A 14,630-nucleotide genomic window follows, 5' to 3' on the forward strand; every position below is an offset into this window, starting at 1 on the left:
ATGGCGATTCAGCCAGATATTCCAATAATACTGATATATTCTCCACGGAGAAGGACGAGAACCTTCGACAAGGTTCGAGCCGGAGACTTCCCTTATCCGCTTACGGTGACATCGGGAAAAAAAATCGCTACCATCGCGGTTAAATTCTATGACTGTGGTAAAAACATGAAATTTGTCTCTTTTAATATTAACGGTCTGCGGGCCCGTCCTCACCAGCTGGCCGCACTGGTCGAAAAACTCCAGCCGGATGTCATCGGATTACAGGAGACCAAAGTTCACGATGATATGTTCCCTTTAGAAGAAGTACAAAAACTGGGATATCACGTTTTCTTCCATGGTCAGAAAGGCCATTACGGCGTAGCGCTGATGACAAAAGCAGAGCCGGTCAGCGTGCAGCGTGGTTTTCTTACGGATGATGAAGATGCTCAGCGGCGTATTATCATGGCAGGGATCTCCAGCCCGATGGGTACCATTACGGTAATTAACGGCTACTTCCCGCAGGGGGAAAGTCGTGAGCATCCGCAGAAATTTCCGGCTAAAGATAAATTCTACAAAGATCTGCAACAGCATCTTGAAACTCAACTGACTGCCGGACAGCCGGTATTGATTATGGGTGATATGAATATCAGCTGTACCGACCGTGATATCGGCATTGGCGAAGATAACCGTAAACGCTGGCTACGAACCGGTAAATGCTCTTTCCTGCCGGAAGAGCGTGAATGGATGGATAAACTGCTGTCCTGGGGACTGACTGATACCTGGCGGGCAGCCAATCCGGAGGTTGACGATCGCTTTTCCTGGTTCGACTACCGTTCGAAAGGCTTTAACGACAACCGCGGACTGCGTATTGACCTGTTACTGGCCAGCCAGCCACTGGCAGAAAAATGTATTGCCACCGGCATAGATTACGATATCCGCAGTATGGAAAAACCATCAGACCATGCCCCGGTCTGGGCAGAATTTAAACTCTGATTGTCACGGGGCAGCCGCAGACGACGATGTCTTTAGCGGCTGCCAGACCAGTGGCGCCGTACCGATAATATTTTTGTCGCGCACGCAGGTTAATAACAGCGTGCCGCTTTTCAGTATCGCCCCTTCAGAATAACGCTGGCTGTTATATATACAGACGTTATCAGTTCCCTGCAGGTTCAGAGTATCGGCTGGCCTGCCGGTCAGTAAATTATCAGAATCAATCATGACCCTGGCCGAGACACCGGCTCCGGTATGCAGACTACTGAATACCGGAAAACTTAATATACTGCACAATACCAACAGTAACCTGCGCATCATTACTTCTCCGTGGCTGTTTTCTTTTTCCTTTTCTGCGTTGCTTTCCGCGGCACTGCCGGCAATTGACCTAATACCTGTACCGGCGGTGAACGGCGTGCTTCACCAATCAGGGTCTGCAGAGTGCCGACCAGCGGTTGCATAAAATCCTGATAACGGAAGTTTTTTTCACTGATACGGGTCAGCATCGACTCCCACTGGGCGGTCATATCCGGGCTGGCCGCGGGCTGTGGTAACGCATGGATCAATGCTTTCCCCACCACCGTTGAATGGATATAACGTCCTTTTTTCTCCAGAAAACCGCGTTTAAACAACAATTCGATAATTCCCGCACGTGTCGCTTCGGTCCCTAAACCATCGGTCTCTCTGAGCACTTTCTTTAGGGCTTTATCCTGGACAAATCGTGCGATACCGGTCATTGCTGATAACAGGGTGGCATCCGTGAAATGGCGCGGAGGCTGGGTTTTTTTCTCCAGCACCTCCCCCTGTTCACACAGCAATTGCTGCCCTTTTTTTACTTCCGGTAACGGCGTGCCGTCATTTTCTTCATCACGCTCTTTCGACCCCAGCAACACGCGCCAGCCAGCAACCGCCAGAAAGCGGGCTTTCGCGATAAACTTACCGCCGGCAATTTCCAGATCGATAACACATTTACGATAAATAGCTTCCGGGCAGAACTGCATCAGGTACTGGCGGACAATCAGTCCGTAGATATTCAGTTCATTATCAGTTAACCGGGTTTGACTACGCCGGGCGGTTGGAATAATGGCATGGTGCGCATCCACTTTTTTATTATCCCAGCAACGGTTACGCAGGTCCGTATTCAGTTCTTCGGGAAAGGCTTGCTGTGGTAAGTGACTGTTAATTGCATCCAGTACCGCATGTCTGCCGGCAAAATGTTCCTCCGGCAGATAACGGCAATCTGAGCGCGGATAAGTAATCAGTTTATGGGTTTCGTATAAACGCTGGCATATGTCCAGTACACTCTGGGCACTTAGCCCGAAGCGCTTTGCGGCTTCAATCTGCAGGCTGGAGAGTGAAAAAGGTAACGGTGCAATATCAGTTTCGCGTTTATCCTGATAACCGGTAACCTTCGCCGGCTGACCGGCAATACGTTTACAGACATGGTCGGCCAGTGACCGGTTCAGCAGCCTTCCTTCTTCATCCTGCCAGGATTCACATGCGTCACTCGGTTGCCATAACGCGGTAAAACGCTGGTCATTTTCGGCCAGAATATGGGCTCTGACTTCGAAGAAATCTCTGGCCACAAAGTCAGCGATTTCTTCGTCGCGACGCACGACCAGCCCGAGTACCGGGGTCTGTACCCGCCCGACCGACAATACGCCATTATAGCCTGCGTTCCTGCCAAATAGCGTGTAAGCACGGGTCATATTGATCCCGTACAGCCAGTCAGCCCTGGCTCTGGCCAGCGCCGAGATACACAACGGCACAAAATCGCGGTTGTCGCGTAATGTCTCAATGGCACGCTCAACCGCCTGCGGATTGAGGTCATTGATCAGGCAGCGTTGTACTGCATTCTTTTTTTCGCTACTGAGGTTAAGATAATCGAGCACTTCATCAACCAGCAGTTGTCCTTCCCGATCCGGGTCACCGGCATGGACAACCCGGGTGGCTTTCTGCAACAGTTCTTCAATAACGCTCAGTTGTCTGGCGACTTCAGGACGGGGCCTGAGTTGCCATTTGTCCGGCACAATTGGCAGATCAGCCAGTGACCAGCGGGCATAACGGGGGTCATAATTTTCCGGCTGCGCCTGTTCCAGCAAATGACCGACGCACCAGGTGACTGTCTGATCATTCCCGCAGGCAATAAACCCTTGACCACGACGGTGCGGTTTAGGTAAAACATCAGCAATAGCCCGCGCAAGACTGGGCTTTTCGGCAATAAACAAACGCATTAACCGTGATCTTCCTTTGTTAATCCGGGTATCTGTAAAGCTACTTTTTTCACACCGGGGAAGCAGCAGGTATCGCCCGGCAGAATACTCTTCTGAGTGATGCTCCGTGATAAAATCACGTCCTGACTCAGCCACTGACTGGCTGAATCAGGATAATGCCAGATTCAGGGAGATAACACTGTCAGAAATAACTGACAAAAGCGCCAGTATCTTCCGGCGCGACCGGAGGGGCTTTTAATTTCGGTGTTCCGAGGTAGAGAAAACCGACAATCTGATCCTGCGGACGACAACCGAATCCGTCCCTGACGATCTGGTGTTCGGTCCATGCGCCGCTGCGCCAGATTCCGTTAAAACCCTGAGCCTGAGCAGCCATTTGCATCGCCATCACCGCACATCCGGCAGAAACAACCTGCTCCCACTGCGGCACCTTAGGATGTTCTTCACAATGAGCAATAACGGTAATAATCAGCGGCGCACGGAAAGGTGCGTTACGGGCTTTTTCCTGCCCTTTATCATCCAGACCGTCCTGTACTGCGGCCGCAGAAAGTAACTGGCTGAAACGTTCCAGTCCCTGCTGCTCTATCAGCACAAAACGCCAGGGTTTAAGCCCGCCATGATCAGGTGCACGTAGGCCTGCCTGTAAAATAGTGTCTAACGCTTCCCCTTGTGGTGCTGGTTCAGCCAGTCTGGCCGCAGAGCGGCGCTGTAATAAGAGTTCCAGAGCGTCCATATATTTCCCGTAATAAAAAGCAGTGATATGGCTAAGTCTGGCATAACAACGTCTTTTGTAACAGTCTGTCGTGATTTCCTGCTGACATTTCAGGCGCTGCTCTTTAGGATGATGCCTGAATGATCAAAACTCAGGCCGGCTTTCTGCCTGCTGACCTATTAATGGAGAAATTATGCGCACATTGGGGCGATTCATCGTCAGGCTGCTATCGGCCGGCTGGCGGGTATTGAATTTTATCAGGGAGTTCATTCTTAACCTGTTCCTGCTGGTACTGATTGTGGCAGGTGTCGGCATCTGGATGCAGGTCAGCGGTGGCTCATCTTCTTCAGCGAAAACCCTGACCGGCGGTGCATTAAAGCTTGATATCGACGGAACTATTGTCGATCAGCCTTCGGCCAATAACCGTCTGGGTAAAATAGGCCGCGAGCTTATCGGTAGCCGCAGTGAAACCCTGCAGCAGAATTCATTGTTTGATATTGTCGATGCGATCCGTCAGGCGAAAACCGATGATAAAATTACCGGCATCGTACTGGACCTGCGTAACTTTGCCGGCGGCGATCAGCCTTCCCTGCGTTATATCGGTAAAGCTTTACAGGAATTCCGCGACAGCGGTAAACCGGTTTATGCGTATGGCGATAATTACAGTCAGGCGCAATACTACCTGGCCAGTTTTGCCAGTACTGTCTACCTGTCGCCTCAGGGTGCGATTGATATTCATGGTATGGCGACCAACAATCTGTATTTCAAAACCCTGCTGGATACTCTGAAAGTCTCTTCACATGTGTTCCGTGTCGGGACTTACAAATCAGCCGTCGAACCCTTCCTGCGTGACAATATGTCACCGGCCGCCAGAGATGCCGACAGCCGCTGGATAAACCAGTTATGGGACAGCTACCTGGCGACGGTGGCTGCTAACCGGAAACTGACACCTCAGCAGGTGTTCCCCGGGGCAGATAATCTGATTGCCGCTCTGAAAGCAGACGGCGGCAATACCGCCACCTATGCCCTGAAAAGTAAGCTGGTGGATGAATTGCAGACCCGATCCGCGGTGGATCAGCAACTGATCAAAAAGTTCGGCTGGGATCCTCAGGAAAATGACTATCGCAGTGTCAGTATCTACAATTATCCGGTCAACGATCCCCACAGCAGCCAGCAAGGAAATATTGCGGTCATTGTTGCTAACGGGGCAATTGTTGACGGCGAATCTTCGTCCGGTAATGTCGGCAGTGAAACAACCGTCGCGCAAATCCGTGCTGCGCGGTTAAATAAAGCAGTCAAAGCGATTATCCTGCGGGTTAACAGCCCGGGAGGCAGTGTCACTGCTTCTGAGGCTATTCGCGAAGAACTGATGGCCGCAAAACAGGCAGGGAAACCGGTCGTTGTTTCCATGGGCGGTCTGGCCGCTTCCGGCGGATACTGGATTTCAACGCCCGCCAGTTACATTATTGCCAGCCCGACCACCCTTACCGGCTCTATCGGTATTTTCGGGGTAATTAATACCATCGAAAACACCCTGAGTACGATTGGCGTGCATACGGATGGCGTCGCCACGTCGCCACTGGCTGATGTTTCAATGACCAAAGCCCTGCCGCAACAGGTTGAGCAAATGATGCAAATCAGTATCGAAAACGGATACAGCAACTTCCTGAATCTGGTCGCTGCATCGCGGCATAAAACCACCGAACAGGTTAACCAGATAGCCCAGGGCCATGTCTGGACCGGCAGTGATGCTAAAGCAAATGGCCTGGTGGACCAGTTAGGTGACTTTGATGATGCAGTGAAAAAAGCCGCTGAGCTGGCACAAATCAAAACCCCGGTCCTGGACTGGTATCAGCAACAGCCTTCATTGTTTGACCAGGTGCTGGATCAGATGAGTGCCTCTGTCAGTGCGGCGCTGCCAGTCAGTGTCCGTGCCCTGTTACCGGCCCCGCTGGCAGAAGTGATGACCGATATCAGTAAGCAACCGGGAGTCACTGGCCAGACCGTTGATCCGCAGAATCGTTATGCTTATTGCCTTAACTGTGGCGTATTGAATTAAAAAATATGCAGCCTGAACCCTGTTCAGGCTGTTTTTCATGACAATTACTTTTATACTGCCGCCATCCTGTCTTCTGTTTTATTACTACTGACACTGAGTTTTCATGCAGAGAAAAAATATTTATGTCGCCTATACCGGCGGAACCATCGGTATGCAGCGTTCCGTTCATGGTTATGTGCCGGTCTCTGGTCATCTGCAACAACAATTGCTGACCATGCCTGAGTTCCATCGTCCTGAAATGCCTGAATTTACTATTCATGAATATCAGCCATTAATGGACTCGTCGGATATGACACCGCGTGACTGGCAGGTGATTGCCGATGATATACAGCAAAACTACGACCTGTATGACGGTTTTGTGATATTGCATGGTACAGATACCATGGCATTCACCGCATCGGCGTTGTCATTTATGCTGGAAAACCTCAGCAAGCCGGTTATTGTCACCGGATCACAAATTCCCCTGGCAGAACTGCGTTCAGATGGTCAGCAAAACCTGCTGAACTCGCTATTTGTGGCCGCGAATTACCCGATTAATGAAGTGTCGTTATTTTTCAATAATACGCTTTATCGCGGTAACCGTACTACCAAAGCCCATGCCGATGGCTTTAATGCTTTCGCCTCCCCTAATCTGACACCGTTGCTGGAAGCCGGTATTCATATTCGTCGTTTACACACTCCCCCGGCACCGGCCAGCAGCGGGCCTCTGAAGGTGCATCCCATCGAACCTCAGCCGGTTGGTGTCGTGACCCTGTATCCCGGTATTTCGGCCGATGTCGTGCGTAACTTTTTACGTCAGCCGGTGAAAGCACTGATCCTGCGCTCTTACGGAGTCGGCAACGCACCACAGAACCCGGAGTTTCTGGCCGAACTGCAACAGGCTTCACAACGCGGAATTGTGGTTGTCAATCTGACACAATGCCTTTCCGGCAAAGTGAATATGGGGGGCTATGCGACCGGTAATGCGCTGGAAAATGCAGGGGTTATCAGTGGTTTTGATCTGACGGTGGAAGCAACCTTAACCAAACTCCATTATCTGCTTTCCGCCGGTTATTCGCCGCAAGAGATTCGTCAGCTAATGCAGTGTAATCTGCGGGGCGAATTAACTCCCGACTGAGGCAGTACGGATCTGCCTGCCGGCAGATCCGTGATATTTTCAGTTCAGGGTCAGTCTGACCCTGCTCTCGTCAATACCAAACGCCTGTTTGAGCTGTTGTTTAGTTTTGATCACCATCTCTCCGCCTTTGCCAATCGACATATGTGCCGGATTATCATTGTGCTGAGCCTGCCATAACATAACCAGCTGCAGACTGTGCTCACGCTGTTGCGGTGTCAGCGCGACGCCATCAGGCCACTTTCCGGTTTCAGTCGCGGTCACCAGCCGCTGATAAACGTCCGGTGTCATGCCTGCCAGTAAGGTTTCAAGTGTTTTATTCATCAGTTATCCCGAAGTAACTTTGCCTTGTGGATCAGTAAAATTCAGTGACGCCGAATTGACGCAGTAACGCTCACCGGTTGGCTGCGGTCCGTCCGGGAAAACATGTCCCAGATGAGCATCACAGTGAGCACAGCGGATCTCAATGCGCTGCATACCATGAGAAATATCTTCCAGGTAACGAATGGCCTGATTATTCACCGGCTGATAAAAGCTTGGCCAGCCGCATCCTGAGTCGTATTTACTGTCCGAGTAAAAAAGCGGCACATTACAGACCAGGCAATGATAAATCCCCTGTTGCTTGTTATGCAACAAAGCCCCGCTGAACGGCGGTTCCGTACCGCGTTGCTGTGTAACATAGTGCTGCATTTCGGTAAGCGCAGGCTGTGAGCCATGGTTTTTATTTTCTGACGACATTGGACATCCATTGACTGTAAACAAACACAACTATCGACTACTATAACAAACAGGTAACAAAATGGGGCTGGCAATTTGTGCTGATGCCGCTAACCCCGGCAGTATCACCTGAAACTGTGAGCTATACCTTTTTTTTCGCCCCGCCGCGGACAGGCTCTGCAGCGCGTTCTGATAAGGTAAACTAATCATTTTTCGGTGTGCAAAGGGCGTCCGATGATTGATCTGCCACAACAATTGACACGATTAAGCTTGACGCCTGCAGCGGTTTTTGTAATTTTACAGCCAACCTTTTATTCAATAACCAATAGCTGGTGGAATATATGACTATCAAAGTAGGTATTAACGGTTTTGGCCGTATCGGTCGCATTGTTTTTCGTGCTGCGCAACAGCGTTCAGATATCGAGATCGTTGCAATCAACGACCTGCTCGACGCGGATTACATGGCGTACATGCTGAAGTATGACTCCACTCATGGCCGGTTTGACGGTACTGTTGAAGTAAAAGAGGGTGCATTAATCGTCAATGGTAAAAAAATCCGCGTAACCAGCGAAAAAGATCCTGCAAACCTGAAATGGGATGAAGTAGGTGTTGACGTGGTTGCCGAAGCGACAGGTATCTTCCTGACCGACGAGACTGCACGTAAACACATTACTGCGGGTGCCAAAAAAGTTGTGCTGACTGGCCCTTCTAAAGATAACACCCCGATGTTTGTACGCGGTGCTAACTTTGAAAAATATGCCGGCCAGGATATCGTTTCCAATGCCTCCTGTACTACCAACTGCCTGGCTCCTCTGGCAAAAGTTATCAACGATAACTTTGGTATCATCGAAGGTCTGATGACCACCGTTCATGCAACGACTGCTACCCAGAAAACGGTTGATGGCCCGTCTCATAAAGACTGGCGTGGTGGCCGTGGTGCTTCTCAGAACATCATCCCTTCTTCTACCGGTGCAGCTAAAGCTGTCGGTAAAGTGCTGCCTGAACTGAACGGTAAACTGACCGGTATGGCTTTCCGTGTACCAACACCAAACGTTTCTGTCGTTGACCTGACCGTACGTCTGGAAAAACCAGCCACTTACGAACAGATCAAATCAGCTATCAAAGCCGCTTCCGAAGGCCCGATGAAGGGTGTTCTGGGCTATACCGAAGACGACGTAGTCTCTACCGACTTTAACGGCGAAGTCTGCACCTCCGTATTCGATGCCAAAGCAGGTATCGCTCTGAATGATAACTTTGTAAAACTGGTTTCCTGGTACGATAACGAAACCGGTTACTCTCACAAAGTACTGGATCTGATTGCACTGGTTGCTGCTAAATAATCAGCTGCCGCTAACACAGAAACAGCTATGGGCGACTTCGGTCGCCCTTTTTTCTATTATCAGGGCTATCATTTTTTGAGGTGAGAAAATGCAGGACACTTTATATAAACTGCCGGTAATCCGTCAGATAACCCCTTATATTTCTCAGCGTCAGAAAGATCAGTTACCACTGATTGTCGTTAATCATCCTCTGGTACATGCAGTGGTTGCTTTACAAGGTGCCCAGCTGATCTCGTGGCAGCCCTCAGGTGAAAAACCGGTGATCTGGCTGAGCAGTCAGACGCCCTTTAAGACAGGAAAAGCTCTGCGCGGCGGGGTTCCCGTCTGCTGGCCATGGTTCGGGCCAGCCGGTACACCGGCACATGGTTTTGCCCGCAACCTGCCCTGGACGTTACTGGCCCATGATGAAAATGACCAGGGTGTTATGTTAACTTTCGAACTGAAGCATTCACCACAGACCCTGAAACTCTGGCCTTATGAGTTTTCCCTGATTGCCCGTTTCAGGCTCGGCCGACAGTGTGAAATTGAACTGGAAGCTCACGGTGATTATCAGTCCACCGCGGCACTGCACAGTTACTTTCAGGTCGCTGATATCAGCGGGGTATCCGTCAGCGGTCTGGGGCAGCCATTTACTGATAAAGTGACCGGCAATACACAAGGTGAGCTGACGTCACCGCAAACTTATCCGGCACGTGTCGATCGCATTTTTACCGCAGCTGATGACTGTAATGTCATTACAGATAGCCGCGGCGAACGTCAGCTGGGCATCTGCCACCACAATAAAAGTGACGTTGTCACATGGAATCCGGGGCCTGAATTGTCCTGCAGTATGGATGATATGGCGAATGATGGTTATAAAACCATGGTGTGTGTGGAAACCGCGCGGATTTCGGTCCCGATGGTCAGTAAAGCTGATGCCCCTGCCCGTTTAGGCGTCACTTTTCGGGTCAATAAATAACCTTATAACGTACCGCAAGTAAAAACGGGACTGTGTTGATTGTCCCGTTTTTATCTGATCACTCAGAAAGTGTAACTGACACCACTCCACACCATTAACTGGCCGGATTTTGCCACCATCGGGCTGTCTTTAATGGCGCTATCAAACCACTGATAACGACCGCCGAATCCCAGTTGCCAGCGTTCGGTTAATGGATAAATAGCGCTGACTTCGGCATACGGATTCCAGCTGTCCCCCGTATGATAGCGCGAGATCCCGGATCTGGCCGATTCAGCAGAAGAAACGCCGTAGTAATAATCTGTCTGATGAGCACTATTCCAGCTGACCCCCGCCCCCGGGTTGACGGCAAACCCGCCAATCATTAACGGATAATGCCAGTTAGTATTCCAGATCAGCCCGTTGCTTTCGTCGAGTACATCGCCTGTCAGTGACGTTTTCAGAACCCCCCAGTCGGCAGTGTGCTGCCACATCCCACCGCCCATCAGAGTCATATGACGTTTATCCAGCCGCTTCATGTCACTGTAGTCATTTTTACCCGGTTTGAACTCTTCCCCGGAGGTCGTAATAATCAGGGAGAACTGGTCCTGATCATCTTTCCACAGATTATAACCCGCCTGCCAGCCGGAAATAAAAAAGTGCTCACCCTGATAATCCACCAGCGGCAGCGGGTAATATTTATTTTTATCGCCGTGATATGGCGATTGCATAAAGAGTACCGACGCGCCTAAGGTTAACGGCGTATTTTCCGCCAATACCTGACCAGAAAAGCACGCCCCTATCAGGGTGCTTACGCAAAAAAGTGATTTTTTCAAAATAACAAAGTCCTGTAATTATATTAACTGGCGCAGTTTATCCTTACAGGATGCTGACTAGAATCACCTGAGCACAGATTGATCACATTTTATTTTACATTATTTCCCTGTCCGCCGGGCGGCAGCAAACCGCAACTTAGCCGGAAAGCCCGCACTTATAACTCCTCCGTTAATCATAAGGGTTACGCCGCATCTGATAAACAGAGGAAAATTGCCAGATAATTACTACAGTTAAATGATACGGCCCGGTAAACAGTGACTGTTTTCCGTCCCTTATATTTTTGTGCCTCCGGTCAGGGGGAAATGACTGATCACCGGGCCGTATCTCCGGGGGCAGATCCTGCAGGAACACGCTCCTCTACCTGTGCTAACACTGAAAGGACGGGCATCCCTATGAATATATTCGATCATTATCGCCAGCGTTACGAAGCGGCCAAAGACGAAGCGTTCACATTGCAGGAATTTCTTTCACTCTGTAAACAGGACCGCAGTGCCTATGCGAATGCCGCCGAACGGTTACTGACCGCTATCGGAAAACCGGTGATGGTAGACACGGCTCAGGATCCGAGGTTATCGCGGATTTTCTCTAACCGGATTGTGTCACGCTATCCTGCCTTTGAAGAATTTTACGGGATGGAAGACGCGATAGAACAAATCGTTGCTTATCTGAAGCACGCCGCTCAGGGCCTCGAAGAGAAGAAACAGATCCTTTATCTGCTGGGGCCGGTCGGGGGAGGTAAATCCTCGCTGGCTGAACGGCTGAAAGCCCTTATTCAGCGGGTCCCCATCTATGTGCTGAGTGCCAACGGGGAGCATAGTCCGGTCAATGACCATCCTCTTTGTCTGTTCAGTCCTCAGGAAGATGCCGGACTGCTGGAGAAAGAATATGCTATCCCGCGGCGTTACACTGGCACGATTATGTCGCCCTGGGCAGCGAAACGTCTGCATGAATTCGGCGGCGACATTACCCGTTTCCAGGTGGTTAAGGTCTGGCCGTCAGTGCTGCATCAGCTGGCTATCGCAAAAACTGAACCGGGCGATGAGAATAATCAGGATATTTCGGCACTGGTGGGTAAAGTCGATATCAGAAAACTGGAACACTTTGCACAAAATGACCCGGATGCTTACAGTTATTCCGGAGCCCTATGTCGTGCTAACCAGGGGATCATGGAGTTTGTCGAAATGTTTAAAGCGCCAATCAAGGTGCTTCATCCGTTACTCACCGCGACCCAGGAAGGTAACTATAATGGTACCGAGGGCATCTCTGCCCTGCCGTTTAATGGTATTATTCTGGCCCACTCTAATGAATCCGAATGGGTCCGGTTCCGTAATAACAAAAACAACGAAGCCTTCCTTGACCGTGTTTATATTGTCAAAGTTCCTTACTGCCTGCGGGTATCAGAAGAAATCAAGATTTATCAGAAACTGCTGAGTAACAGTGAGCTGGACAATGCCCCTTGTGCACCCGGCACCCTGGAAACCCTGGCGCGTTTTATTATCCTTTCGCGGCTGAAGTCTCCTGAAAATTCGAGTATTTACTCAAAAATGCGGGTCTATGATGGCGAAACCCTGAAAGATACAGACCCGAAAGCAAAATCCTGGCAGGAATATCACGATTATGCCGGTGTCGATGAAGGTATGAACGGCTTATCTACCCGTTTTGCTTTTAAAATATTGTCACGGGTTTTTAACTTTGATCATACGGAAGTGGCTGCCAATCCGGTTCATCTGTTTTATGTCCTGGAACAGCAGATTGAACGGGAACAATTCCCTGAGCAACAAGCCGGAAACTATCTGGAATGTATCAAAGGCTATCTGATCCCGAAATATGCTGAGTTTATCGGTAAAGAGATACAAACAGCCTATCTGGAGTCTTACTCCGAATATGGACAGAATATTTTTGACCGCTATGTGACTTATGCTGATTTCTGGATCCAGGATCAGGAGTACCGCGACCCGGATACCGGACAACTGTTCGACCGTGAGTCACTGAATACTGAACTGGAAAAAATTGAGAAACCCGCCGGGATCAGCAATCCTAAGGATTTTCGCAACGAAATAGTTAACTTCGTCTTACGGGCCAGAGCACAGAATGGCGGCAGTAATCCGAACTGGACCAGTTATGAAAAGCTCAGGACGGTGATAGAGAAGAAAATGTTTTCCAATACGGAAGAACTGTTACCGGTGATCTCGTTTAATACCAAAACTTCTACCGATGAACAGAAAAAGCATGATGATTTTATCGACCGGATGATGGAAAAAGGTTATACCCGCAAACAGGTACGTCTGCTGTGTGAATGGTATCTGCGGGTACGCAAATCTTCTTAACTACTAAGCTAACGGAGGATCTGAGGGTCTTCCGTTAGCGGGCTGTCGTAAGCTGGCCCGTTTCACAGAATATGCCCGGGGGTATGCTATGTCCTATTTTATCGATCGGCGACTCAACGGCAAAAATAAAAGTGCGGTCAACCGGCAGCGCTTTTTACGTCGTTATAAATCACAAATTAAGAAGTCGCTTTCAGAAGCCATCAAGAAACGTTCTGTCACTGATACAGAAAGCGCTGAGTCTGTGTCGATTCCGGTCGCTGATATCCTTGAACCGGTATTTCATCAGGGGGCCGGTGGCAACCGGGTGCGGGTGTATCCCGGAAATGATCAGTTTATCACCCGCGACCGTATCGAACGTCAGTCAGGCGGTGCGGGAAATGGCAGTGCTCAGGGGGATGCCAGCCCGCAAGGTGAAGGCGAAGATTCATTCAGCTTTACCCTGTCTAAAGACGAATATCTGGATCTGTTGTTTGATGATTTGGAGCTGCCGGATTTACAGAAAAATGACCATCACCGGCTCACTGAATACAAAGTACAGCGTGCCGGCTATACTGCTCACGGCGTTGCTTCGAATATCAGTGTGGTTCGTTCGTTACAAAATTCACTCGCCCGCCGTACCGCCATGACTGCGGCTAAACGCCGTCAGCTCCGGGAGCTGGAACAGTCACTGCAAGCCATCCGCGATCAGGACCCGGTTCAGCTGATGGAAGAGCAGCGATTATCCGCTGAAATTGCCAGCCTGAAAGCGGCGATAGACAGAGTGCCTTTTATTGATACTTTCGACCTGCGCTATAAAAATGTTGAAAAACATCCCGAACCTTCCAGCCAGGCTGTCATGTTCTGCCTGATGGATGTTTCAGGTTCGATGGATCAGCCGACCAGGGATATGGCAAAACGGTTTTATATTCTGCTGTATTTATTTCTTAGCCGCCGTTATAAAAATGTCGAAGTAGTCTATATCCGGCACCATACGCAGGCTAAAGAAGTCGACGAACAGGAATTTTTTTACTCTCAGGAGACCGGGGGAACCATTGTCTCCAGTGCCCTGAAACTGATGGACCAGGTGATTAAACAACGCTACGACCCGTTACAATGGAATATTTATGCCGCACAGGCTTCTGACGGTGATAACTGGGCCGATGATTCGCCGTTGTGCTACCAGCTACTGGCCAGTCAGCTGCTGCCGGTAGTCCGTTATTACAGTTATATAGAAATCACCCGCCGTGCTCATCAGACTCTGTGGCGGGAATATGAACAGCTACAGCATCAGTTTGATAATATTGCTATCCAGCCGGTCCGCGAACCTGAAGATATCTATCCGGTATTTCGTGAATTATTCCGCCGCCAGACAACCGGTAACTGATCTGATGGCCACTGACGGTGGCCGGTA

13 protein-coding genes are annotated in these 14,630 nt (G+C 49.9%); 7 read left to right on the forward strand and 6 right to left on the reverse strand.

The genetic code is table 11. The annotated features are described in order from the left end of the window. Window positions 1–165 precede the first annotated feature (165 nt). Window positions 166–972 (forward strand): exodeoxyribonuclease III, encoded by an 807-nt coding sequence (xthA, locus tag JK216_RS01045; protein ID WP_212711510.1) that lies wholly within the window; start codon window positions 166–168, stop codon window positions 970–972. 3 nt (window positions 973–975) lie between these two features. Here xthA and JK216_RS01050 read toward each other — a convergent pair whose 3' ends face one another. The 3 genes from JK216_RS01050 to JK216_RS01060 form a co-directional block, all read right to left on the reverse strand. After that, window positions 976–1,290 (reverse strand): DUF1496 domain-containing protein, encoded by a 315-nt coding sequence (locus JK216_RS01050; RefSeq protein ID WP_212707870.1) that lies wholly within the window; start codon window positions 1,288–1,290, stop codon window positions 976–978. After that, window positions 1,290–3,203 (reverse strand): DNA topoisomerase III, encoded by a 1,914-nt coding sequence (locus tag JK216_RS01055; RefSeq protein ID WP_212711509.1) that lies wholly within the window; start codon window positions 3,201–3,203, stop codon window positions 1,290–1,292. Before JK216_RS01055 ends, JK216_RS01050 begins: the two co-directional genes overlap by 1 nt. A gap of 181 nt (window positions 3,204–3,384) precedes the next feature. Next, entirely contained in the window at window positions 3,385–3,933 is a 549-nt protein-coding gene (locus tag JK216_RS01060; protein WP_212711508.1) for an NAD(P)H nitroreductase, read from the reverse strand. A gap of 172 nt (window positions 3,934–4,105) precedes the next feature. On the opposite strand from JK216_RS01060, the gene sppA reads away from it, so the two are divergent. Both sppA and ansA read left to right on the forward strand, forming a co-directional pair. Beyond that, window positions 4,106–5,971 carry a signal peptide peptidase SppA gene (gene sppA / locus JK216_RS01065; RefSeq protein ID WP_212708287.1) on the forward strand — a complete coding sequence of 622 codons (1,866 nt, stop codon included), beginning with the start codon at window positions 4,106–4,108 and terminating at the stop codon, window positions 5,969–5,971. 103 nt (window positions 5,972–6,074) lie between these two features. Then, entirely contained in the window at window positions 6,075–7,088 is a 1,014-nt protein-coding gene (gene ansA, locus JK216_RS01070) for an asparaginase (protein WP_212708286.1), read from the forward strand. Between the two features lie 39 nt (window positions 7,089–7,127). Here ansA and JK216_RS01075 read toward each other — a convergent pair whose 3' ends face one another. Further along, window positions 7,128–7,409: a DUF1315 family protein gene (locus JK216_RS01075; protein WP_212708285.1), complete on the reverse strand. Its 282-nt coding sequence runs from the start codon at window positions 7,407–7,409 to the stop codon at window positions 7,128–7,130. Window positions 7,410–7,412: 3 nt separating this feature from the next. Next, a complete protein-coding gene (msrB, locus tag JK216_RS01080; protein ID WP_212710223.1) occupies window positions 7,413–7,823 on the reverse strand; it encodes a peptide-methionine (R)-S-oxide reductase MsrB in 411 nt (136 codons plus the stop codon). A gap of 320 nt (window positions 7,824–8,143) precedes the next feature. Here msrB and gapA point away from each other — a divergent pair, with 320 nt between their 5' ends. Both gapA and JK216_RS01090 read left to right on the forward strand, forming a co-directional pair. Beyond that, entirely contained in the window at window positions 8,144–9,142 is a 999-nt protein-coding gene (gene gapA, locus JK216_RS01085; protein WP_212708283.1) for a glyceraldehyde-3-phosphate dehydrogenase, read from the forward strand. 88 nt (window positions 9,143–9,230) lie between these two features. Next, a complete protein-coding gene (locus tag JK216_RS01090) occupies window positions 9,231–10,100 on the forward strand; it encodes a D-hexose-6-phosphate mutarotase (RefSeq protein ID WP_212708282.1) in 870 nt (289 codons plus the stop codon). A gap of 62 nt (window positions 10,101–10,162) precedes the next feature. On the opposite strand, the gene JK216_RS01095 is transcribed toward JK216_RS01090, so the two are convergent. After that, window positions 10,163–10,912 carry a TonB-dependent receptor gene (locus JK216_RS01095; RefSeq protein ID WP_249213060.1) on the reverse strand — a complete coding sequence of 250 codons (750 nt, stop codon included), beginning with the start codon at window positions 10,910–10,912 and terminating at the stop codon, window positions 10,163–10,165. Window positions 10,913–11,305: 393 nt separating this feature from the next. Here JK216_RS01095 and JK216_RS01100 point away from each other — a divergent pair, with 393 nt between their 5' ends. Then, window positions 11,306–13,240 carry a PrkA family serine protein kinase gene (locus tag JK216_RS01100; protein WP_212708281.1) on the forward strand — a complete coding sequence of 645 codons (1,935 nt, stop codon included), beginning with the start codon at window positions 11,306–11,308 and terminating at the stop codon, window positions 13,238–13,240. Between the two features lie 88 nt (window positions 13,241–13,328). Beyond that, entirely contained in the window at window positions 13,329–14,603 is a 1,275-nt protein-coding gene (locus JK216_RS01105) for a YeaH/YhbH family protein (RefSeq protein WP_212708280.1), read from the forward strand. Window positions 14,604–14,630: the final 27 nt, after the last annotated feature.

Origin of the sequence: Tatumella sp. JGM94, from assembly GCF_018257595.1 — a bacterium.
In the GTDB taxonomy this organism is placed as follows: Bacteria; Pseudomonadota; Gammaproteobacteria; order Enterobacterales; family Enterobacteriaceae; genus Tatumella; species Tatumella punctata.

Bases quoted from the DNA above. Each gene is read 5' to 3' on its own strand.
- xthA (WP_212711510.1), top strand. From the start codon at position 166: ATGAAATTTGTCTCTTTTAATATTAACGGTCTGCGGGCCCGTCCTCAC.
- JK216_RS01050 (WP_212707870.1), bottom strand. From the start codon at position 1,290: ATGATGCGCAGGTTACTGTTGGTATTGTGCAGTATATTAAGTTTTCCG.
- JK216_RS01055 (WP_212711509.1), bottom strand. From the start codon at position 3,203: ATGCGTTTGTTTATTGCCGAAAAGCCCAGTCTTGCGCGGGCTATTGCT.
- JK216_RS01060 (WP_212711508.1), bottom strand. From the start codon at position 3,933: ATGGACGCTCTGGAACTCTTATTACAGCGCCGCTCTGCGGCCAGACTG.
- sppA (WP_212708287.1), top strand. From the start codon at position 4,106: ATGCGCACATTGGGGCGATTCATCGTCAGGCTGCTATCGGCCGGCTGG.
- ansA (WP_212708286.1), top strand. From the start codon at position 6,075: ATGCAGAGAAAAAATATTTATGTCGCCTATACCGGCGGAACCATCGGT.
- JK216_RS01075 (WP_212708285.1), bottom strand. From the start codon at position 7,409: ATGAATAAAACACTTGAAACCTTACTGGCAGGCATGACACCGGACGTT.
- msrB (WP_212710223.1), bottom strand. From the start codon at position 7,823: ATGTCGTCAGAAAATAAAAACCATGGCTCACAGCCTGCGCTTACCGAA.
- gapA (WP_212708283.1), top strand. From the start codon at position 8,144: ATGACTATCAAAGTAGGTATTAACGGTTTTGGCCGTATCGGTCGCATT.
- JK216_RS01090 (WP_212708282.1), top strand. From the start codon at position 9,231: ATGCAGGACACTTTATATAAACTGCCGGTAATCCGTCAGATAACCCCT.
- JK216_RS01100 (WP_212708281.1), top strand. From the start codon at position 11,306: ATGAATATATTCGATCATTATCGCCAGCGTTACGAAGCGGCCAAAGAC.
- JK216_RS01105 (WP_212708280.1), top strand. From the start codon at position 13,329: ATGTCCTATTTTATCGATCGGCGACTCAACGGCAAAAATAAAAGTGCG.